This is a genomic window from Neobacillus sp. YIM B06451, assembly GCF_032667185.1.
Classification (GTDB): Bacteria; Bacillota; Bacilli; order Bacillales; family Cytobacillaceae; genus Bacillus_D.
In genome coordinates this window covers 238,933-259,881 of the sequence record NZ_JAVFKJ010000004.1, presented here as the reverse complement: position 1 = coordinate 259,881, position 20,949 = coordinate 238,933, and the positions used below count along the sequence as shown (strand labels likewise).

Genomic DNA, 20,949 nt, shown 5'->3' with positions numbered 1-20,949 from the left:
TTGCCTTGTCCTTTACAATGGCAAGTATCAAGTTAAATTAAAGATAAACCAAAGGAGAAATTCATGTCTAGTATTTTTGGAATATTATTGGCATTGCTGGCTATTGGTTTTGGGATGGTTTTAAAGGGCGCGCCCCTCGCCTCGCTCAATAATCCCGCCGCATATTTGATTATTTTCGGAGGGACGGCGGCTGCTCTGTTTGTCGCATTTCCGTTCAAGGAAATGAAAAAGTTCCCTAAATTGTTGAAAATTGCGATGTTCGAACCAAAGCTCCCTTCCAATGCGGAAACGATCGCGAAATTGATTGCTTGCGCTGAGATTGCCAAAAAAGAAGGTTTTCTCGCGTTGGAAGAAATTGCCGAATCGACAACGGATCCTTTTTTCAAAAAAGGGCTGGAAATGATCATCGATGGATACGAAGCTGAATTTATCGAGGAAGTTTTGTTCGAGGAAGTGGAGGCCATCCAAAAGCGGCACCAGGCCGGAGCGCTAATTTTTTCCCAGGCGGGAATGTACGCCCCGACCCTTGGGGTACTCGGTGCGGTAGTAGGCCTAATCGCCGCGCTTGGCTCTCTGTCGGAAATTGAAAAAATCGGCCATTCGATTGCGGCCGCTTTCATCGCGACGCTGCTTGGTATTTTTTCCGGTTATGTCCTTTGGCATCCGCTCGCAACCAAACTAAAGCGCATTTCAAAGCGTGAACAGGACTCAAAGCTTATCATCATCGAAGGTTTGCTTGCCATTTACGAAGGAATCGTGCCTGGCGCATTGGAGAAAAAGCTGACCGTCCATATTCCTTTGTCGGAACGGAAAGAGTATGAAAACCTGGACAAATCCGCCTTGCTTGAGGAGAAATCCGCATGAGGAAGCACAGAAGGAAATTCGAACATGGCGAAGACGAGCATGTTGATGAATCATGGCTGATCCCGTATGCGGACTTGTTGACGCTTTTACTGGCATTATTTATTGTCCTTTACGCGGCAAGTACAATTGATGTCGCCAAGTACCAATACCTTATGGAATCGTTCAAGTCTGAACTGACCGGGACGAAGATTCCCGATAATAACGCAGGGCTGTCACCGCACATGCCAACGCCGGAAACTCCGGTTGTAGAACCGCCGAAGGAAGACAAAAAAGATGCAGAGCTAGATGCACTGAAAATCAAGCTTGAAAATTATATTAAGAATAATAAATTGGAAGCTGTCGTTTCCCTTCAAGAGTCTAAAAAAGGAATTGAAGTGTCTTTGAAGGATGTCATCCTTTTCGACTCGGGCAGGGCCGAGCTGAAGCCAAACTCCTTTAAAACGCTGGATGGGATGGTCGGCCTAATCAACACCGTTCCGAACCCTGTAAGCATCGAAGGACATACCGACAATGTACCGGCAACCAATACGATTTACAGGACGAACTGGGAACTTTCCGCTGCCAGGGCAGTCAGTGTCCTTTACTATTTTGAGTCAAAAAATGTTGACACCAGCCGACTCCAGTTTTCCGGGTTCGGCGAATTCCATCCGCTGTTCCCTAACGATACTGATGAACACCGCCAGGCAAATCGCAGGGTGACAATCGTTATTCTGAGGCAATAGAAATACTTTTTTAATATAAGAAAACCGCCTGCCGATTTAGTAAAACGGAGGCGGTTTTTTTATTAAAAATTCGACCAACTTGTCAATTCTAGTTCCCCGCTCCCCGGTATTGCTTTACCCCCTGGTTCCACAGGAATACGGAAACCGCGAAGAAGAGAATGCCCATGACCGGTGTGAGGAAGGCGTAGCCGTACCACTCTTCCCTCCCAAGGAAAAAGGCAGCTGGGTACACGCCGACGAACGCGAACGGCAAAATCCATGTCAAAACAAACCGGATTGCCTTGTTGTAGATGTCGACGGGATAACGTCCGTAATTCCCGATGTTGTACATCATCGGCATAATTGATGTCCGGGCATCGGCCCAAAAGCTGATGCAGGCGAGCATGACAAACACGCCGCCGTAAATGAGCGCTCCTCCCGCCACAAACAGCAGAAAAATGAACGGATCGGCCCATGACCATTGAAGGCCAAGGTTATGGCCGGCGTACAACATGACTGCGATTCCCGTGACCGCTCCAAAAAGCCCTTCCAGTTCCAGCCGCTCAAGGATAATTTGAAAAAGGCTATGGATTGGCCTTGTCAAAATCCTGTCCATTTCCCCTTTGACAATATAACGTTCATTGAAATCCCAAATATTGAAGAATGCCGAAAAAACAGCATAAGGGACAAGGAAAAATCCATAGATAAAGATAATTTCATCCCTGCTCCAGCCGTTCAGAAGCGATGTATGCCCGAAAACGACAAGGATGAAAATGAAGTTGACAGCCTGGGACAGCAGGTCGGATAAAATTTCGACAAGGAGGTCGGCCCTGTACTGGAGCCTTGTTTTCATATACTGCCCGGCATATTGGAAAAACATTGATGCATAAAACACGGTCAGCCCCCCTGAATAACAAGCTGTTTCTTGGCCAGCTGCCAAAGAATGATGATCGGGATGAGCAGGAAGAGCACCCAGACAGCTTGCTGCAGAATCGCTTCAAGCGCCTGCCCGTTGGAAAAACCCTTTGTGACAATCATGCTTGGGATATAGCTGATGCCCTGAAACGGCAAGTACTTCATAATTTCCTGCGCCCAGCCGGGAAAAAAGCTCATCGGCAAAAGCAGCCCGGAAAACAAATCGATGACGACCCTTTTCGCCCGAATAAGCCCGGCGTTATTATATAAGAAAAATGTCGTAATCCCCGTTAACAGATTGATTTGCGTATTGATCAGGAAACTGAAGAAAATCGATATCGCAAACAGCCCCCAGACAGCGGGATCCCAAATCAGCTTTACAGGAAAGATTAGCGAAACGATGACCATCCCCGGTACGGAGAAAAACAGCAGCCGGAAAATTCCTTCGCCAAACCCTTGCATTGTTTTCATCCCTAGGTAGCTGTAAGGCCGAATCAGTTCAATCGCTACTTTCCCTTCCATAATTTCAAGCGCCATTTCACGGTCGAGATTGTTAAAATAAAACGCTCTCGCCATCCAGGCGATTGCCACGTACGTTGTCATCTGGCTTACGGATAGCCCCTGGATGCTTTCCTTCCCGCTGTAGATTGCGCTCCAAAGGAAATAATAGGCGCCAATATTGATGCTGTATATAAGTATTCCAGTATAATAATTTGTTCGGTACGCCAGCATCATTAAAAACCGCATCCGAACCATTTCAAGGTACTTGTCCATCTGCAGCCTCCCTATGCTGAACCTTTTTCGTAAATATTTCGGATGATTTCTTCTGTTGATATTTCATTGATTTTAATATCCTTTATTTTAAAAGAAGAAACGACCTTTGAAATGACTTGCGAAATCACTTCATCCATATCATCGGTCTGGGCAGTGAACACCTGGCCTTTTTCGTCCATTTCCCATTTGACCGGCATCCCCAAGGTTGTATGCTGCAATGCCGCCAAGTCAACTTTTTCAAGAAATTCGAATTGTAGCTGCTTGCCTTCAGCCCATCTTTCTTTCAGGTCGTTCAGCGGGCCGTCATAAATTATGCTTCCTTCATCAAGCATGATGACCCGTTCGCAAAGCGCTTCAATATCCGAAAGGTCATGGGTCGTCAGCAGAATGGTCGTGTTGTATTTTTCGTTGATTTCTTTTAAAAAGTCACGGATGCGAAGTTTGACGAGCACATCCAGGCCAATGGTTGGTTCGTCCAGGAACAAAAGCGGCGGGTTGTGGATTAGTGCGGCCGCGAGTTCGCAGCGCATCCTTTGCCCAAGGGACAGCTTCCGGACCGGCTTGTCAAGCAGCGGCCCAATCTCAAGCGTTTTGATCACATGGTCCATATGCGAATTGTAGTCCGCATCGGAGACTTTATAGACTTTTTTCAAAAGCCGGAACGATTCCTGGACGGCGATATCCCACCAAAGCTGGGAACGCTGCCCGAAAACGACGCCGATTGTCTGGACAAACCGCTCCCTTTCCTTATGCGGATCCATTCCATTGACGATGATTTTCCCGGAGGTAGGCGTCAGGATGCCAGTAAGCATCTTGATTGTCGTCGACTTTCCGGCCCCGTTTTCGCCGATGTAGCCAACCATTTCTCCCTGCTTTACCTTAAAGCTTATATCATTAACCGCCGGAACGATTTTATAATTTCGTGTAAACAGATCACGGAATGCACCCGAAAGGCCCGATCGGCTTAAGTGCGATTTGAATTCCTTCCGCAACCCTACTACTTCAATAGCATTATGTTGATTCATTTTCAGTCCTCCAAAAAGCTGCGCTCTAACAATTCAGTTTATCCAATCCTTGCTCCCAGTACAACTTTCCCGCATTATTACGGCTAATTCGGAATACAGAGAACTTTCTATAAAATTGCATGTTTTACGTGCTTGCAAAAAATTCAGCCTTATGGAAGAAACAATGATATTATAGGAAAGAAATAACGAGGAGGATTCCAAAATGAACTTTTCCAATTCTGAAAAACTACATAACGAAGCACTTGAACATATTGTTGGCGGGGTAAACAGCCCCTCCCGTTCCTATAAGGCGGTAGGCGGCGGGTCGCCGGTCGTGATGGAACGCGCGTCAGGAGCGTATTTTTGGGATGTAGACGGAAATCAATACATCGATTATCTAGCGGCATACGGGCCAATCATCACTGGACACGCCCATCCACATATTACGAAGGCGATAAAAAAAGCGGCGGAGAGCGGCGTCCTGTATGGAACGCCTACTCCCCATGAAATTAAACTTGCAAAAATGCTGAAGGAAGCGATGCCTGGAATGGACAAGGTGCGCTTTGTGAACTCAGGAACAGAAGCGGTCATGACGACGATTCGGGTCGCGCGGGCCTATACGGGCCGGGATAAAATCATCAAGTTCGCGGGCTGTTATCATGGCCACTCCGACCTTGTCCTTGTCGCTGCCGGTTCGGGTCCATCCACTCTAGGGACTCCTGATTCCGCCGGCGTTCCAAAGAGCATTGCCCAGGAAGTAATAACAGTTCCGTTTAACGAGATCGAGCCTCTAAAGGACGCGCTTGAAAAATGGGGCGACCAGGTTGCTGCCGTCATGATTGAACCCATTGTCGGCAATTTCGGCATTGTCGAACCAAAACCCGGATTCCTTGAGCAGGTAAAAGAGCTTACCCATGATGCTGGCGCGCTGCTCATTTTTGATGAAGTGATAACGGCGTTCCGGTTTATGTACGGAGGCGCGCAAGATCTTCTCGGCATCACGCCTGATTTGACCGCTCTCGGTAAAATTATTGGAGGCGGGCTGCCAATCGGCGCGTACGGCGGCAAACAGGAAATCATGGAAAAGGTTGCCCCGCTCGGTCCGGCATACCAAGCCGGGACGATGGCCGGAAACCCGGCATCGATGCTCTCCGGGATTGCCTGCCTGGAAGTCCTGAAGCAGGATGGCGTTTATGAATACCTTGACCTTTTGGGCGAATTGCTTGAAAAAGGCATCCTTGAAGCAGCGGAAAGGCATAGCGTACCAATCACCATCAACCGGCTCAAAGGCGCGCTGACGATTTATTTTACAAAAGAAAAGGTTGAAAATTACGAGCAGGCGGAAAATACGGACGGCGAAATGTTCGCGCGGTTCTTCAAGCTGATGCTCCACCAGGGCATCAATTTGGCCCCTTCCAAATATGAAGCTTGGTTTGTAACCATCGCCCATACGGAAGAGGACATCGAGGCCACGCTTCATGCGGTTGACAATGCGTTTTATTCGCTTATGAATGAAGAAAATTAAGTTGAAATCCAGAGTCGAAAGCGGCTCTGGATTTTTGCCGAACACCTAGGAATCTTGCCGAATACCCGGCTAATCTTGCCGAACACCTGATTAATCTGGCCGAACACCCGGCTAATCTTGCCGAACACGCGGCTAATCTTGCCGAACACCCGGCTAGTCTTGCCGAATACTCGGGTAATTTTGCCGAACACCCGGCTAATCTTGCCGAACCCCGCCTAATCTTGCCGAATACCCGGGTAATTTTTCACAAAAAATACACTTGCTTCGATTCGATTCTCATTGTATAGTACTGAATTGTTTAACTTGGCCGGAAATGAGTAAAAAGTAAAGGAAGACATTAATCTTCAGTTTTTTTGCACAAGGCTGGACAGTTATTTATTTTGGGCTATACTTGCTGTATTAGAGAATCGTTTGAAGGGAATTTTTTCAATGAAGTTAGGTGCTCGTATTTTAAAGACGGGAATCGCCATTATGCTGGCGCTTTTGCTCAGCGAGCTGCTGAATGTGCCGTCGCCGGTAATGGCCGGGATTGCCGCCATTTTCGCGGTGCAGCCAACCATCTATAGATCCTACCAATCCATCCTTGAACAGGTGCAGGGGAATTTAATCGGAGCGATAATCGCGACAGCCTTTGTACTCCTTCTTGGTAACCATATCATGGTAATCGGCATTGCTGTCATTATCGTCATTACAATTAACTTAAAACTAAAGCTTGAAAATACAATCGGCCTTTCGCTCGTAACGCTCATTTCAATCATGGAATCGCCTGGCGATCAGTTCCTAGAATTCGCCGCCATCCGGTTTTCGACGATTATGCTTGGAGTATTCTCAGCGTTTATTGTTAACCTTGTTTTCCTCCCGCCCCGGTATGAAAACAGACTGTACCATAAAATATCCGATGCGACCGGGGACATTATCCGGTGGATCAGGTTGACAGCCCGGAACGCCTCCGATCACAATCTGCTCAAAAGTGAAATTGAAAAACTGCGGAAAACACTATCCAAGGCAGACGCCCTTTACTCGATGTATAAAGAGGAAAGAAAGTATTTCAAGCGGGAGGACGCGGTAAAAGCTCGCAAGCTTGTTGTTTACAGGAATATGCTGTCAACTTCGGAAAAAGCGCTGGAGATGCTGAACCGCCTGCATCGTTTCGAGAACGAATACCATATGCTTCCGGAACATTACAAGCAGTCTATTCAAGAACAGCTTGACTGCCTGATTACCGTCCATGAGCAAATCATGCTGAAATATATCGGGAAAGTGCGCCAGGAAGCTGCGGAGGAAAACCCGGTGCAGTGCCTCGATAAGCGGGAAGTGTTCCGGCTTTTCATTGCGCGGCAAAAGGAATACGAGGAAGAAGAAGATAATCACCTTTACCATACGTTGCAAATCGTATCCGCCATCCTTGACTACGGCGAGCATGTGGAGCATCTCGATATACTTGTCACAAGCTTTCTGTCCTACCATCGAGGCGAAAACGAAGTCGAGATTGAGGAACAGGTTTTGGAGTAGTATTTTTGTTAAAAGCGAGCACCAGGGTAAACTGGTGCTCTTTTGTTTGAAAGGACTAATTTTTTGAAAAAAAAATAAGCCTTCCGGATGGGGTATCTTTGGACATACAGCGCTTGAAAATTCACTTTACTGTCCAAATACCAGGATTCTTTGGACACACAACCTTGGAAAATTCATTTTGCTGTCCAGAGACCAGGGTTCTTTGGACACGCATCCCTTGAAAATTCACTTTACTGTCCAAACATCGGGTATCCTTGAACTTATATTTTCACAAAAAAACCGGTCCAGAGCCAATTACTCCGTTCCGGTTTTTTGTTCGAGCTGCTGGACCTGGAAAAGCCGGTAGTAGCTGCCTTGCTTTTCCATTAATTCCTCATGGGTGCCGATTTCGACAATCCTTCCATGTTCAATGAGGACGATTTTATCGGCATGGGTGATTGTTGACAGGCGGTGGGCAACGATGAAGGTTGTCCTATCCTTCGCGAGCTTTTCGAGCGCCTCCTGGATCTGGTGCTCGCTCTCGAGGTCGAGTGCAGAAGTAGCTTCATCGAGGATCAGGATTGGCGGATTTTTCAGGAAAACACGCGCAATCGCAATCCGCTGCTTCTGGCCGCCGGAAAGCTTGACTCCCCGTTCGCCGACCTTCGTTTCATACCCTTCCGGCAAATTCGCAATGAATTCGGTCGCGTTGGCTGCCTGGGCCGCCGCTTCGACTTCCTCGTCAGTTGCACCCGGCTTTCCGAGAAGGATATTCGACCGGACCGAGTCGCTGAATAGAATATTGTCCTGGAACACGACCCCAATTTTATCACGAAGCGTCTGGACCTTGAACGACCGGATATCCGTTCCATCGAGCAAAATCCTGCCTTCGGTTACATCATAAAACCTTGGGATCAGGCTGACGAGCGAAGACTTTCCTCCTCCGCTCATCCCGACTAGGGCTATCGTTTCGCCTTTGTTCGCTTCAAGGTTGATATTCTTCAGCACCATTTCCTCGCTTTCGCCATATGAAAAGCTGACGTTTTCAAAAGAAATATGCCCATTTACGGATGTGCAGTCAATTGCTCCCGGTTTATCGACAATATCGTATTTTTCGTCGGCGAATTCAAACACGCGGTCCATGGAAGCGAATGACTGCGTAATCGTGGTCGACGAGTTCACGAGCCTCCTGAGCGGATTGTACAGCCTGTCAATATAAGCGATAAAGGCGACCATGGTCCCTACCGTCAGCTGGTTTTCAATGACAAGATAGCCGGAGTAGCCGATAACGAGAAGCGGGGCGATGTCCGTAATCGTATTGACCACTGCGAACGCTTTGGCGTTCCAGCTCGTATGTTCAAGCGCTTTTTGTAAAAAATTCTTGTTTGTCCGGTCAAATTGCTTTTGCTCATGCTCTTCGATAGCGAAACTTTTAATCACAGACATTCCCTGCACGCGTTCATGCAGGTAGCTTTGGACTTCCGCTAGCGCCTGTGAACGGTTCCGGGTCAGGCTCCTTAAATTTCCGAAAAAAAACTTTACAGAAAATGCGTAAAGTGGGAACAGAATGATCGACACGATTGTGAGTTTCACATTCATTGTAAACATAAAGCCAATCGCAATTAGGATTGTCGCGACATCAAGCCACAGGTTCATTAATCCGGAAATGACGAACGCCTTTGTCTGCTCAACATCATTGATGACCCGGGAAATAACTTCCCCCGCTTTTGTATTGGAGTAATATTTGAAGCTTAATTTTTGCATGTGGGTATACAGTTTATCCCTAATATCATAAAGGATTTTGCTGGAGGTCCATTGGGCGAAATACTGCCGGTAATACTCTACTGGCGGCCGCAAAATAACAAAAATGACAAGCATAATCCCCATGATTAAAAATAGCTTGTCCACCTTTTCCGATTTTGGCATTGTCCCGCCAACAATATCATCGACGACATATTTTATTAGCAACGGGATAATAAGTGGAATGGCAAATTTTATAATTCCGATAAGTATCGTCCCGATTATTTGCCATTTGTACGGTTTAACATAATGAAGATACCTCCTGATGCTGCCCAAACTGTCCCCTCCCCCTTTTCAAACAAAAACCTGTTGATGTAATCAACAGGGCTCATGACTGCCTATTTCCTCAATGAGAGGTAGCGTTCATACCATGTATCAATGAAATCAGGCGCGAACGGCCCTTTGCGCTGGCGAATCCATCTGATTAGTTTTTCAACGTTCCTCTTAAGGATCTGGTCGATGACATCTGGATAATTCATTTCACGTCGGTGGCGCTCATATTCATCCTCATCAAGCAAATTGAAGGTCATATCCGGAAATACTTTGATATCAAGGTCATAATCGATATACTTCAAAGATTCCCCGTCAAAAATGAACGGAGAACTGATATTACAATAATAATGGACACCATCTTCACGGAGCATTCCAATCACATTGAACCAGCATTCCGAATGGAAATAGCAAATGGCCGGCTCCCGCGTTAACCATGTCCGTCCGTCGGATTCCGTGACAACGGTCCTGTCGTTGCCTCCAATCACAAGGTTTTGGGTCCCTTTAAGAATGGTGGTTTCTTCCCATATGCGATGGATATGCCCATTATGTTTATAGCTGTGTATTTGCATTGGTTCTCCTTCAATGGGTAAACCCATGAATCTCCCCTACTTTCATTTCCCGAACGCTTTGCAACCTATAATAAAACAAAAAAACGACAAAAGGCAACAAAAGGCTATTCCTGTTTTCTCCTATTATAACGGTTAAATGGCATTTTTAAAACAAAAGAGCCATTATCGGAAGCAAAATGGCCCTTAAAAAATTTCATTTTCTCCATTAACCGGATACCTCTTTCACATCATTGTTTCCAAGCTGGTAGGACCGGATAACCTCTTCGGTTTGTTCCTCGAATTTTATTTGAATATCCTTCAGCTCAGCCTTCATCCCCCTTATTTCATTCTGGATCGATTCAAGCTCTGTTTCATTTTGCAGAACTTGCAACTCGGCTTCTATCTCCTGGCACCGTTCAAGTTCTGCCTGCAAATAAAGGAGTTTCTCCATCGTTTTCATTTGTTCGGAAACCATTTGGCTAAACGTTTTCATTGTACCACCGCCCGCTTTAGTTGTTCCCCTATGTATTCTTGAAATTCTCGCCATCTCCTTTGACTAGTTCTGTTGCTTCACAGGAAGTTTTGTCGAAGGTGAAAGAGGATTTATTCCAGAAAACGCGATGATTTTCAGCCCACTGGAAAAAGGAAAAGGCACCCCGTTAAGGGCGCCTCATCGTACATTCAATCAATTAGCTGTTTTGGTTTTTACGGCCTTCAGCTTGCTGGTTTTGGCGTCTTACTTGCTGAGCGTTTGTTTCGCTCCCGAACTCAGTGCCAAATTGGCCTTGTTGGCCTTGAGCAGACTGTTGGTTTTGGCGCCTTACTTCTTGAGCGTTTGTTTCGCTCGCGAATTCAGTGCCGAATTGTCCTTGGCCAGCTTGGGCATTTTGCTGCCTTACTTCCTGGATGTTTGTTCCGGAAGAAGTCCTGTTTGCCTGTTGGTTGAATTTTGCCATTGTAATCACCTCCACGACTATTAATTTGTCCATGAAGGGATGGCTCTATCCTGAATATTTCGCAGGTAAAAATTTGAGGCTCAGTTATTTTTAATTGTTGTTTTCCACTCCAGGCATACGCTTTTCATGGGGGTAATTTTAAACGAGAAGGGAGATCCCGCCATCTACGATGATGGTCTGTCCGCAAATCATTTTTGACTGTTCGGAGACGAGGAACATGATGGTATCGACGAGGTCATCGATTTCGACCATCCTGCCCGCTGGCGTTTTTTTCCTTGCTTCCTCCAAAAGCTCCTCCCTGTTCGGGAAGTGCTTAAGCGCCTCGGTGTCGACTGCACCACCGGAGACGGCATTTACAGCAATGTTTTTCGGTGCAAGCTCGACCGCCAAATAGCGGGTAAGCGCCTCAAGGGCGGCTTTCGAAACCCCTACCGTTGTGTAATTTTCCAAATAGCGGATGGAACCGATCGAACTGATGCTGACGATTTTTCCGCCACCGTTCTTCTCCATGAGCCTTGCAGCTTCCTGGGCGCAAAATAGGAGCGCCTTACTATTAATGTTCATTGTCCAATCCCAGTGCGACTCCTCAAGTTCCATAACCGGACGGAGTACCCCGGAAGCCGCATTATTAACGAAAACATCAAGCCGGCCGAATTCTTCTTCAACTGTAGCGAACATTGAGCGGATTTTTTCAACATCCCCGACGTTTGCCCGGATGATGACCGCTTTCCGGCCGAGCGCCTCGATTTCAGCGGCTGTTTCAAGTGCGGCGCTTTTGCTGCGCGCATAATTGATTGCTATATCATAGCCTTCTTTCGCAAGCCTGATTGCGGCAGCCTTGCCGATCCCCCTGCTGCTTCCTGTAACAAGTGCGACTTTTTGTGTCATGTTATGTAATCCCTTTCCTGGTTGATTTGTTTTTATTTTAGCGTTTACGGGTATAGAAGACAATTGAATCCAAACACTAACCATGAATGTTCCGCTAGAAAGGAGATTTGCCATGTATGTCGGACGGGATATGACCGAACTGACAATGAAACCGAAAAGCGAATGGGAAGACAGCGAGCTTGCATTTTTCCACCATTCGCTTCAGCAAGTAGTTCCTTATCTAAATGAAGAAGGTGTGACCATCCATCGGGAAATCGTTGAAGAAATTGAACTGCGCGGCGGCCTGAATCGGGGCGAAGCCGATTATACCCACGGAACAAAAACAACCTATGATTAATGATGAATTCCAACTTTATTCGGCCGGTTTACCGGCTGTTTTTTATTTAATCCACATTAAAGCTTGAACTCTTCACTCCGCGCCGTAAAAAGCGCCAGCATTTTTTGATGCGGAACCGGAAGGGCAAAGTCCACGAGCCCTTCCAGCGGGACAAGGCGAAGGCCTTCATTCTCAGCGACAGGGCCTTCCAGCCGTGCCAAATAGACGGTAACGTCCCAAACAAGATGGGAAAAAACGTGCTGAACCTGGCCAAGGGCCTCGCCAGCCATTATTTCCACCCCAAAGGCATCTTTATAAAAACGCTTCAGTTCCTCAGGGGCGTTCCCAATCGGATGATGGACTTCGACGGAAGGAAGTTCCCACAAATTCGCCAGAAGTCCATCCGCCGGGCGTTTCCTAATTAAAATCCTTCCTTTTTCGTCCACAGCAACCGCGGCTGCAAGGCGGACCTGTTTTGGCTTTTTCTTTTTCGCCTTGATGGGAAGGCTATTTTGCTCGCCTTCATGAAAAGCCTGGCAATACTCCCTTACCGGGCAAAGCAGGCAAGACGGCGAAGTTGGGGTGCAAATGAGCGCGCCAAGCTCCATCAACGCCTGGTTGAAGTCGGAAGCCGACTCATGGGAAATCAATTTCCTGACCGCTTCTTCAAAGATCTTGCGCGCGGAAGGCTTCGCAATATCTTCACGGATGAGCAAAATCCGCGACAAAACCCTCATGACGTTTCCATCGACAGCAGGCTCCGGAATACCGTACGCAATACTTAAAATCGCTCCCGCTGTATAAGGGCCGACCCCTTTTAAAGTGGCGATTTCCCTTGGAGAGTCAGGGACGACGCCATTGTATTTTTCCTTCACTTCCCGGACAGCGGCTTGGAGATTCCTCGCCCTTGAATAATAGCCAAGCCCTTCCCATGCTTTTAAAACTTTATCCTCTTCCGCATCGGCCAGTGCTTCAATCGTCGGGAATTGTTCCAAAAACCTCTGGAAATATGGGATAACTGTATCGACCCGCGTTTGCTGCAGCATGATTTCAGAAACCCACACTTTGTACGGATCCTTATCTTCCCGCCAAGGAAGGCTTCTTTGCTCAGCACGGAACCAGGAAATCAGGTCTTCCTGGAACTGCTTTATTTGTATGTTTTCAATATTTTCCAAACGATTCATCTTGAGTTTTATCCTCCCCTATGTTAAAAAACAAGGTAAAGTGGGAATATAATAGTATTATTTCAACTAGGGCAAACTTGCCGCCATATACTAACGTAAAATACCAATTGGCTATTGGCAAGGAATTTTAACAGGAAAAACGATCCTGAAAAGGAGGAACCGGCACCTTGGATACTGGCACACATGTCGTTATGGGGCTTGCCCTGGGAGGCTTGGCCACTCTTGATCCGGCGGTTGCACCACATACAGCAACAGCCAGCGCCGTCATGATAGGGACAATTATCGGATCACAAATCCCGGATATAGATACGGTTTTAAAGCTAAGGAGCAACGCGGTATATATACGGAACCACCGGGGAATCACCCATTCCGTTCCGGCCGTTTTCCTGTGGCCGCTTTTAATCACAGGAATCATCTTTTTCTTTAACCCGGATGCGAATCTTTTCCATCTGTGGCTATGGACGCAAATTGCCGTTTTCCTGCACGTTTTTGTTGATATTTTCAATGCCTACGGAACCCAGGCACTGAGGCCGTTTTCGTGTAAATGGGTTGCGCTCGGCGTAATCAATACGTTCGACCCATTCATATTCGGCATCCATGTCGCCGGATTGGTCGTCTGGATTATGGGCGCGCCTCCTGGCTATACATTCCTCGTCGTGTACGGAATACTCATTTTTTATTATTTCCTGAGGTTTTCCGCCAAGCGCGAAGTTGTGAACGCAGTTAAACAGATTGTGCCAGACGCAACCCAAATTGTCGTCGCGCCGACGATGAAGTTTCACCACTGGAAGGTAGCTGTCATGAACGAAAATGAATTTTTCGTCGGAAGGGCACATGGGAAGACGGTACGGATACTCGATAAATTCAACCGTGTCCCCGTTCCCGACACGCCAGTCATCAACGCAGCGAAAAAAGACACGAATATTTCCGCATTCCTGTCATTTTCCCCGGTTTACAGGTGGGAGGTCAAGGAATTCGACGATTACTACGAGGTCAGGTTCATCGACCTTCGCTATCGGAGCAACGGCCACTACCCATTTGTGGCGGTCGCCCATCTAGACCCCGATCTGAATGTGATCAATTCATATACGGGCTGGATTTTCAGTGAGGAAAAATTGCGGAAGAAACTGGCCATCCTTCCGGGATGAACGAACAAATAGAACGGCAGCCATCAGCGGCTGCCGTTTTTCATACACCAGAAAATATTTAAATCGAACATTGTGGATAACTCAAAATTAGTTATCGTAATCCAGCTCCAGCGCCTAGCCCCTCGAGGTCATAAGCCGGTTCCCTCCGGAGAGCAGGCCCGTCCTGCGGGCCCCGTCTTATGCTTGTCGGGGCTGACCACTAAGGAAAGCTCCTTGGAATAATCATCGCAGGGACAAGCGGTTTTTGCTTGTCGCGAAGGCGCTTGCGCATTTTGTTCTTAATGCAATTTATTCTTATCCTGTTTCAAATAATGAGCATATTTTGGATTCTGCGCGGCAAATTCGTGGAGGCTTCCACCGTAATTCTCAATCCACTGGCGCACCACTTTTTCAGTGATTTCACTGCCCATATACTCCCTGCCCGCCTTCGCATAGGTGGTTTCAAAATCCTCCCAAAGAAGCTCAACCCAGGTCCGCGCCTGGCCATAGGACAGATGGTCATTTTTATCGAGTAAAACCTTCGTCAGCCTTTCATGATAGTCGTTCATCTTTTCACCCCCTGGCAGAAAATGCAGCTACATATTGATAAAAAATGAACAAATACTATTCATACCGCGGAACAATCCGCTCTGCGGCAAAAACGTGACGGATGGAGGCAGGAGCAATGAGAAACAAGGCAAAGGGCTTCCCGTACGGAAATGATAACAAGTTCGAAGGAGAACCGCGCGCAAAAGCAGAATATGCGTCGACAAGGGCGGATGGCAGCATCAATACCCATCCCCAGGAACGAATGAAAGCCTCTTCGCAAAGAGACCCGGAACAAATTAAATCGTATTAACCGTTTCCCCCGTCGCTCCCCGGCCGAAACCAGGCATCACCAAGCGGTGCCTGGCTTCAGCCCTTAAGGTTCAGCATTGAAATCGGCAAGGCCTCTTCCTGTCCCGTCCCGCCAAGGCGGTATCCCCACGCAAACACACCATTCAGGTAATCAATTTTAAAATAAGAACCAGGATCGCCATCTATTTCGTAAATTTCACCAGGCTTGAATGAATTTGGATCAAGCAAATATGCTTTTGCCATCACAGCCTTACGTTCAAGGACGGCATATTCGTTCACCATCCCCATTTGTTCAGCCTTCCTCGCCTTTTCATTGAGAGTTGCAATCTCACGCCTCAATTCATATTCCGTCATGGCGCTGTACCTTTTTTCCCGTTCCATCAATAAAGCCACCTTAATTGTTATAATACCTTCAGTATAGTAAATTATAGGGAGTTTTAAAAGGATAGTGCTTCATTTAAAGGAAGGAGATACCCCAATGGAAACCTTTATTATAACAGGCGCGGGCTCGGGGCTTGGACGGGAAATCGCCCTGCTTTTAGCAAAAGAAGGATGGGATGTTTTGTTAGCCGGAAGGACGTTGGACAAGCTTCTCCTCGTAAAAGAAGAAATCGAGGCTTCCGGCGGATCCGCGACTGCCCTGCAACTTGATGTTACCGATCCGGAAAGCCTGCCGGAAAAGCTCGTCCAGGCTCTCGAGGGCAAAACTGTCCGTGGCCTCGTAAACAACGCGGGAATCGGGCATTTCGGGCCTTTTGGAAAAATGGACAACGCACAAATTTCCGAACTGTTCCAGGCGAACGCACTCGGTACTATTTTTATGACAAAAGCAGTCCTGCCTTATCTCGAACAGACTAAATCCGGGTACGTCGTCAATATCATTTCAACCGCGGGACTGCGCGGCAAAACAAATGAATCCGTGTATTCGGCAAGCAAATTCGCGGTCAGGGGCTTCACCGAGAGCCTTCAAAAAGAGTATGAAGGAAGCGGGATCAAGTTCACCGCAGCCTATATGGGCGGCATGGATACGCCTTTTTGGGAAGGAAGCTCCCATGTGGCTGATTCCTCAAACTTCATGTCCCCGTTTGATGTTACCCGGCGGATTGTTGAAGGATTGGGAGATAAGGAAATCATCGTCGAAAGGCAAAAATAGCGCGCGGATCATTATTCTTCACCGCGCGCTTCTAAATAGCGTTCAATCAGTTCAATTGGAAACCCTTTGCGGAAAAGGGTTTCTTTCATTTTCCGCTCATAGGCGTAGCCCGTCAGCTTGGCATGCTTGCGGTGGGCCTTTTCGCCTTGCAGGCGGATTGCTTCGAGTTCGTCTTCCTCATTCCTGCCAAAATCGCCCTCGTCCAAGGCGAATTGGATTGCGTCAGTCTGGTAACCCTTCCGGCGAAGCATCGCATCCAGCTTTTGCTTGAGAATCCGCTCTGATTCCCCGGAGTACTTGCGGGCATATTTTTCGGCAAGCGTCTTTGCTTTTTCAAACTGTTCTTCAGGGGTGTATCGCTTTAGCGCTTCTTCAATGAGCGGGTCGGCGATCCCTCTTTCCTTTAGCTCCATCCGGACAACATATGCCCCTTTATCGGTTGTGCTGATTTGCGTCCTTACATATGCGTCGGCGTATTCGGCGTCATTCAAGTACCCTTGTTCATGCAGCCTGTGGATGACTTCGTTAATGGCTGCTTCTTCAAGCTTTTTTTCCTTCAGATGCTTGCGGACTTCTTTTTCCGACCTCATTTTATGGGAAAGGTAGTTGATTGCATTGTTATACGCTTTACGGATTTCATCATGGTATCCGACCTCCGCCAGCGCGAACTCATCAAGCTCCATACCTTTTCTCAATTTAAATTTAATAATAACGGCTTCATCGGCACTGAAGGCGAATTCTTCCCCTTTACCGAAATCCATATAAATATTGTATCTCCCTGTATCACGCTTCTGGGTGGTGATTTTCGTAATGATTGCCATTTTTCCTCACCTCTTCTCCACTGTACCACACACCAAGAGTGCCTTTCATATAGGAAGAAGCTAAAATAGAGTTAACAGGTTTTTCAGAGGGAGGAAATGGAATGAAAATCGCGATTGCCGGGGGCAGCGGTTTTTTGGGCAGCGCCCTTACGGAAGCTTTGCTCGAGAAGGGACATGAGGTGTTTATTTTAACAAGAAAGAAAAAGGAAAGCGGCCGGAACGGGCTAACGTATGTACAATGGCTCACCGATGGCAGCCGGCCGGAACATGAACTTGTGGGGATAGATGTCTTTATCAACCTTGCCGGCGAGTCGCTGAACAGCGGACGCTGGACTGCTGAACGTAAGGAACGGTTGTTAACGAGCAGGCTTGCCGCGGCAAACGAAGCAGTCTGGATTATGGCCTCAATGGAAGAGAAACCGAAAGTCCATATTGCCGCTAGCGCTGTCGGATTTTACGGAACTTCCACGGACAAAACGTTTATCGAAGGCAGCCCTTCAGGGAACGATTTTCTCTCGGATGTAGTCAAACGCTGGGAGGATGCGAGTATGAAAGCCGCGGACCTTGGCATACGGACCGTACTGTGCAGGTTTGGGATCATCCTTGATAGGAAGGAAGGCGCGCTGCCAAGGATTGCCCTCCCGTACAAAATGTTCGGCGGCGGGACGGTCGGCTCGGGACGCCAATGGGTATCGTGGATTCATCTTGATGATACCGTTTTCGGGATTCTTTTTGCTATTGAAAATGAAGGAGTTAGTGGCCCAGTTAATTTCACCGCACCTGAAGCTGTTCCAATGAAGGGGTTTGGAAAGACGGTTGGAAAGGTTTTAGGGCGCCCGCACTGGCTGCCGGTTCCCGGCTTCGCGTTGAAGCTTTTGCTTGGTGAAATGAGCACGCTCGTACTCGAAGGCCAAAGGGTTATGCCGAAAAAATTGCTTGATACGGGTTATAACTTCCGGTTTCCAGAGTTGGAACCCGCACTTAAAAATATATACAAAAGTTGAATCATACCCCCTTTTTAAGGAAAGGATTGGAATAGCAGCATACTTTTCTTAGAAGGAAGGGATCAAATATGGAAAAACGCAAAAAGGAAAAGTCGAGGCTGACGTTGACGGCCACGCAGGAAGTTCTTTATCAGCGGGAATTTAAAGCGGCGGACCGAGCGGCGGGCTTTGAAGGGCCGAAACTGAGGAAGCGGTAAGGGAAGGACTGCGGATATTTCTGGTAAGGTAAACAAGGCGGCTTTTCTGAAAAATTTCCCACTTATGGCTGAGGCTGTGGCGGAAAGGATAATACTGCGGGTTACTCCGCAATTTATTTCCGAAAGGGGTTTTTCGTGATGGGCCGTTCACGCGGACACAGGAATCGTGACAAGAACACAACTTCCCTGCCACAAACTCCAAAGAACCTGAAAATTACCGATGGGCGCGACGTTGAATTTGACCGCGACCTTGCCGACCATGACGACCTAGAGGCAATGGCCAGGTCAAAAGCTGCCGACCAGAGGGCGAAAAGCAGGCGGAAATAATCAATAAAAAACGAGCATTCGCCTGGCTAGGTTGGCGAATGCTCGTTTTCCAAAGACTGATGAAAAAAGAAGCAGGGCGACCCTGCTCCTTTTTTATAGTTATGCTTTATTTGCAACAGCCTTTTTATTGATTGCAGCTTTTAGATAAGGTACTGCAAACCTATCAACGCCCCAGTAGGTTGCACCACTGCCAGCGAACAAGAGGACAACTGCTACTGTGTAAAGGATTGGGTTTGTGCTTGTTGTACCGGCAAGCAAGAAGTTCAGGTTCATGAACGCAGCTGCTATCAAAGCAGGGATTGTTGCTGCTCCCAAGATCAGTCCCAAGCCAACCAATGTTTCACCCCAAGGAATCAGGACATTAAAGAGGTCAATATTTGGAGCTGCTACGTTTTGTAGGAAATCTGCATACCAGCCTTGGACGGCTGGATGATCTCCGCCAGCTTTTGCAATAGCGCCTTGTAGGAATCCGCCTGCATCAAAACCTCCTGTTATCTTGCCCCAGCCAGCTTGTAACCATTGAAGGCCCAACCAAACCCTTGCGATTGTCCAAATTACTGCTACTTGTGGTGTTTGATACCATTTTTTCATTTTAACCAACTCCTGTTTTTGTTTTTGTGAAATTATTCACATTCTTAACGGAAAAAAATTATTTAGAATAAGTTCTTATGTTTAGTGTTTAAGTTTGTGAAGGTTTTCACTTACTTTCTACACCCTTACTTTACTCCCTTTTTTAAAAACTATCAACATATTTTTATAGATTTCACTGTGTTTATAGTGATTATTTGACTAAATTGTGAACGACTGTGGATACAGGGGATATTGTGGATAAATTTTGTGGGTATAACAAAATAAAGGTATGTAGAAATCGGTGTTTGTGTATAACATTCGGCAGTATTTCTGTGGATAAAGTGGATAAGTCTGTGGATGATTGTTAAAATAACAACCTTTCTGTGGATATCCTAGTGAATAACTGAATGTGTCCCCAAAATAACGTTTAGATGTGGATGAGTACGGGAATTGATACTTTCTTCTCTACATTCCGGGTTCGGTTTAGCGTAAACTGGTAGAGATAGATTTTTACTAGAATGTTGAATGGAGATGGCTTGTTTGGTACTAAAATTACTTAACGATTTGATTTCCATTGACAGTAGTTCGGTTGAAGGGGCAAATGAAGCAGTACGGTTTTGCGGTGACTGGCTCCAAGGAAACGGGCTTCCGGTTTCTACTTTTGAAAATAATGGCTACACAATGCTTGTTTCAGAAATCGGCAGCGGCGATTTTACTCTCGTCCTAAATGGCCATGTAGATGTTGTAGCCGCAAAGGCTGGCCAGTTCCTGCCTTTTGAGCGGGACGGAAAGATTTACGGAAGAGGCTCGGCCGATATGAAGTCCGGGGTCGCGGCGATGATGTCCGCACTTTCCCAATTAAATGGCATGGAACTCGGAATTAGGGTTCAGCTGCAAATTGTTTCCGATGAAGAAATTGGCGGGTTCAATTGCACAGGCTTTTTAGTCGAAAAAGGCTATAGAGGGGATTTCGCGATTTGCGGAGAGCCGACGGGCCTTGGCATTGCCAACCAAGCGAAGGGCGTTCTGCGTACTGATTTGCGGGTAACCGGAGAAGCAGCGCATGGGAGCCGCCCATGGGAAGGGATTAACGCGATTGAGAAGGCATACGGAATATATGGTGAAATTCTTCGGCTTCCATTCGCATGCGAAAGCAGTGATTATTACGAAAAACCGTCGATCAATTTGGCTAAAATTAATGCAGGCAGCGCCTACAACGTTGTGCCAGACGAATGCATGATGGGGTTTGATATCCGCTACCTCCCCGGTCAGGACAAAGATGAAATCCTCCGCCAAATAAGCGGAATTGAAGGCGTTCAGCTTATTCCTGGGATGTTTTCGAATCCCGTCAATACAGACCGCAGCCACCCTTTCCTGCAACTGCTTGGCGAAATCGTTCAACGGCATACCGAGCGGGAAGCCAATTATTTTGGCCAGCATGGCAGCGCGGATACTGTCTTTTTCTCGAAATATGGAATTCCTGCAATCGAATTTGGCCCCGCCGGAGGGAATTGGCACGGAGATGAGGAATACGTGGAAATTGACTCGGTGCTGGCTTTTCGGAATATTCTTGTTGAACTGGCTTCTTCCGGCAGATTGGCGGAGTTTAAGGGATTGACTGAGAAAGAACGCGGTTAAAATGGAACTTATCGT

25 protein-coding genes are annotated in these 20,949 nt (G+C 47.1%); 12 read left to right on the top strand and 13 right to left on the bottom strand.

Features of this window, described 5'->3' with window-relative positions; all coding sequences use genetic code 11:
• Nucleotides 1-63: 63 nt before the first annotated feature.
• Together RB160_RS10985 and RB160_RS10980 are read left to right on the top strand one after the other, a co-directional pair.
• Nucleotides 64-864, top strand: a complete 801-nt coding sequence (locus RB160_RS10985; protein ID WP_316570330.1) for a MotA/TolQ/ExbB proton channel family protein — start codon at nucleotides 64-66, stop codon at nucleotides 862-864.
• Complete coding sequence (locus RB160_RS10980; RefSeq protein ID WP_316570329.1) at nucleotides 861-1,586, top strand: flagellar motor protein MotB; 726 nt, start codon at nucleotides 861-863, stop codon at nucleotides 1,584-1,586. Before RB160_RS10985 ends, RB160_RS10980 begins: the two co-directional genes overlap by 4 nt.
• Nucleotides 1,587-1,674: 88 nt before the next feature.
• On the opposite strand, the gene RB160_RS10975 is transcribed toward RB160_RS10980, so the two are convergent.
• The 3 genes from RB160_RS10975 to RB160_RS10965 are packed head-to-tail and all read right to left on the bottom strand — an operon-like array spanning nucleotide 1,675 to nucleotide 4,279.
• Nucleotides 1,675-2,460 carry an ABC transporter permease gene (locus RB160_RS10975; protein WP_316570328.1) on the bottom strand — a complete coding sequence of 262 codons (786 nt, stop codon included), beginning with the start codon at nucleotides 2,458-2,460 and terminating at the stop codon, nucleotides 1,675-1,677.
• Nucleotides 2,461-2,462: 2 nt separating this feature from the next.
• Nucleotides 2,463-3,254: an ABC transporter permease gene (locus RB160_RS10970; protein WP_316570327.1), complete on the bottom strand. Its 792-nt coding sequence runs from the start codon at nucleotides 3,252-3,254 to the stop codon at nucleotides 2,463-2,465.
• A gap of 11 nt (nucleotides 3,255-3,265) precedes the next feature.
• A complete protein-coding gene (locus tag RB160_RS10965; protein WP_316570326.1) occupies nucleotides 3,266-4,279 on the bottom strand; it encodes an ABC transporter ATP-binding protein in 1,014 nt (337 codons plus the stop codon).
• 202 nt (nucleotides 4,280-4,481) lie between these two features.
• Between RB160_RS10965 and RB160_RS10960 the strand changes: the two genes are divergently transcribed.
• Both RB160_RS10960 and RB160_RS10955 read left to right on the top strand, forming a co-directional pair.
• Nucleotides 4,482-5,783 (top strand): glutamate-1-semialdehyde 2,1-aminomutase, encoded by a 1,302-nt coding sequence (locus RB160_RS10960; RefSeq protein WP_316570324.1) that lies wholly within the window; start codon nucleotides 4,482-4,484, stop codon nucleotides 5,781-5,783.
• Nucleotides 5,784-6,212: 429 nt separating this feature from the next.
• Nucleotides 6,213-7,295: an aromatic acid exporter family protein gene (locus RB160_RS10955; RefSeq protein WP_316570323.1), complete on the top strand. Its 1,083-nt coding sequence runs from the start codon at nucleotides 6,213-6,215 to the stop codon at nucleotides 7,293-7,295.
• A gap of 294 nt (nucleotides 7,296-7,589) precedes the next feature.
• On the opposite strand, the gene RB160_RS10950 is transcribed toward RB160_RS10955, so the two are convergent.
• The 5 genes from RB160_RS10950 to fabL form a co-directional block, all read right to left on the bottom strand.
• Nucleotides 7,590-9,350, bottom strand: a complete 1,761-nt coding sequence (locus tag RB160_RS10950; protein ID WP_316570322.1) for an ABC transporter ATP-binding protein — start codon at nucleotides 9,348-9,350, stop codon at nucleotides 7,590-7,592.
• 62 nt (nucleotides 9,351-9,412) lie between these two features.
• Complete coding sequence (ntdP, locus tag RB160_RS10945; protein ID WP_316570321.1) at nucleotides 9,413-9,943, bottom strand: nucleoside tri-diphosphate phosphatase; 531 nt, start codon at nucleotides 9,941-9,943, stop codon at nucleotides 9,413-9,415.
• A 178-nt stretch (nucleotides 9,944-10,121) separates the two neighbouring features.
• Nucleotides 10,122-10,388: a YgaB family protein gene (locus tag RB160_RS10940; RefSeq protein WP_316570319.1), complete on the bottom strand. Its 267-nt coding sequence runs from the start codon at nucleotides 10,386-10,388 to the stop codon at nucleotides 10,122-10,124.
• A gap of 196 nt (nucleotides 10,389-10,584) precedes the next feature.
• On the bottom strand, nucleotides 10,585-10,851 hold the full coding sequence (locus RB160_RS10935) for a gamma-type small acid-soluble spore protein (RefSeq protein ID WP_316570317.1): 267 nt from the start codon (nucleotides 10,849-10,851) through the stop codon (nucleotides 10,585-10,587).
• Between the two features lie 138 nt (nucleotides 10,852-10,989).
• Nucleotides 10,990-11,739 carry an enoyl-[acyl-carrier-protein] reductase FabL gene (fabL, locus tag RB160_RS10930; protein ID WP_316570316.1) on the bottom strand — a complete coding sequence of 250 codons (750 nt, stop codon included), beginning with the start codon at nucleotides 11,737-11,739 and terminating at the stop codon, nucleotides 10,990-10,992.
• A gap of 112 nt (nucleotides 11,740-11,851) precedes the next feature.
• Here fabL and RB160_RS10925 point away from each other — a divergent pair, with 112 nt between their 5' ends.
• Nucleotides 11,852-12,076, top strand: coding sequence for a hypothetical protein (locus RB160_RS10925; protein ID WP_316570314.1), 225 nt, complete (start codon nucleotides 11,852-11,854; stop codon nucleotides 12,074-12,076).
• 56 nt (nucleotides 12,077-12,132) lie between these two features.
• On the opposite strand, the gene mutY is transcribed toward RB160_RS10925, so the two are convergent.
• The gene (gene mutY, locus RB160_RS10920; RefSeq protein WP_316570313.1) at nucleotides 12,133-13,239 is read right to left on the bottom strand and encodes an A/G-specific adenine glycosylase; all 1,107 of its coding nucleotides are present in this window, start codon (nucleotides 13,237-13,239) and stop codon (nucleotides 12,133-12,135) included.
• 167 nt (nucleotides 13,240-13,406) lie between these two features.
• Here mutY and RB160_RS10915 point away from each other — a divergent pair, with 167 nt between their 5' ends.
• The gene (locus RB160_RS10915) at nucleotides 13,407-14,387 is read left to right on the top strand and encodes a metal-dependent hydrolase (protein ID WP_316570312.1); all 981 of its coding nucleotides are present in this window, start codon (nucleotides 13,407-13,409) and stop codon (nucleotides 14,385-14,387) included.
• Between the two features lie 278 nt (nucleotides 14,388-14,665).
• Here the strand turns inward: RB160_RS10915 and RB160_RS10910 are convergent, their stop codons facing one another.
• Entirely contained in the window at nucleotides 14,666-14,935 is a 270-nt protein-coding gene (locus tag RB160_RS10910) for a YfhJ family protein (protein WP_316570310.1), read from the bottom strand.
• Between the two features lie 116 nt (nucleotides 14,936-15,051).
• On the opposite strand from RB160_RS10910, the gene RB160_RS10905 reads away from it, so the two are divergent.
• Complete coding sequence (locus tag RB160_RS10905) at nucleotides 15,052-15,225, top strand: small, acid-soluble spore protein K (protein WP_316570308.1); 174 nt, start codon at nucleotides 15,052-15,054, stop codon at nucleotides 15,223-15,225.
• A 56-nt stretch (nucleotides 15,226-15,281) separates the two neighbouring features.
• Here RB160_RS10905 and RB160_RS10900 read toward each other — a convergent pair whose 3' ends face one another.
• Entirely contained in the window at nucleotides 15,282-15,605 is a 324-nt protein-coding gene (locus RB160_RS10900; RefSeq protein WP_316570307.1) for a YfhH family protein, read from the bottom strand.
• Between the two features lie 97 nt (nucleotides 15,606-15,702).
• On the opposite strand from RB160_RS10900, the gene RB160_RS10895 reads away from it, so the two are divergent.
• A complete protein-coding gene (locus RB160_RS10895; RefSeq protein ID WP_316570306.1) occupies nucleotides 15,703-16,377 on the top strand; it encodes an SDR family NAD(P)-dependent oxidoreductase in 675 nt (224 codons plus the stop codon).
• An 11-nt stretch (nucleotides 16,378-16,388) separates the two neighbouring features.
• Here RB160_RS10895 and recX read toward each other — a convergent pair whose 3' ends face one another.
• Complete coding sequence (gene recX, locus RB160_RS10890) at nucleotides 16,389-17,198, bottom strand: recombination regulator RecX (RefSeq protein ID WP_316570304.1); 810 nt, start codon at nucleotides 17,196-17,198, stop codon at nucleotides 16,389-16,391.
• Nucleotides 17,199-17,299: 101 nt separating this feature from the next.
• Here recX and RB160_RS10885 point away from each other — a divergent pair, with 101 nt between their 5' ends.
• The 3 genes from RB160_RS10885 (at nucleotide 17,300) to RB160_RS10875 (ending at nucleotide 18,726) form a co-directional block, all read left to right on the top strand.
• Complete coding sequence (locus RB160_RS10885; protein ID WP_316570303.1) at nucleotides 17,300-18,202, top strand: TIGR01777 family oxidoreductase; 903 nt, start codon at nucleotides 17,300-17,302, stop codon at nucleotides 18,200-18,202.
• Between the two features lie 68 nt (nucleotides 18,203-18,270).
• Nucleotides 18,271-18,399, top strand: a complete 129-nt coding sequence (locus RB160_RS10880; protein WP_316570302.1) for a YfhE family protein — start codon at nucleotides 18,271-18,273, stop codon at nucleotides 18,397-18,399.
• A 138-nt stretch (nucleotides 18,400-18,537) separates the two neighbouring features.
• Nucleotides 18,538-18,726, top strand: coding sequence for a YfhD family protein (locus RB160_RS10875; RefSeq protein WP_316570301.1), 189 nt, complete (start codon nucleotides 18,538-18,540; stop codon nucleotides 18,724-18,726).
• A 99-nt stretch (nucleotides 18,727-18,825) separates the two neighbouring features.
• Here the strand turns inward: RB160_RS10875 and RB160_RS10870 are convergent, their stop codons facing one another.
• On the bottom strand, nucleotides 18,826-19,317 hold the full coding sequence (locus tag RB160_RS10870) for a DoxX family membrane protein (protein WP_316570300.1): 492 nt from the start codon (nucleotides 19,315-19,317) through the stop codon (nucleotides 18,826-18,828).
• A gap of 510 nt (nucleotides 19,318-19,827) precedes the next feature.
• On the opposite strand from RB160_RS10870, the gene RB160_RS10865 reads away from it, so the two are divergent.
• On the top strand, nucleotides 19,828-20,934 hold the full coding sequence (locus RB160_RS10865; RefSeq protein ID WP_316570299.1) for a M20 family metallopeptidase: 1,107 nt from the start codon (nucleotides 19,828-19,830) through the stop codon (nucleotides 20,932-20,934).
• Nucleotides 20,935-20,949: the final 15 nt, after the last annotated feature.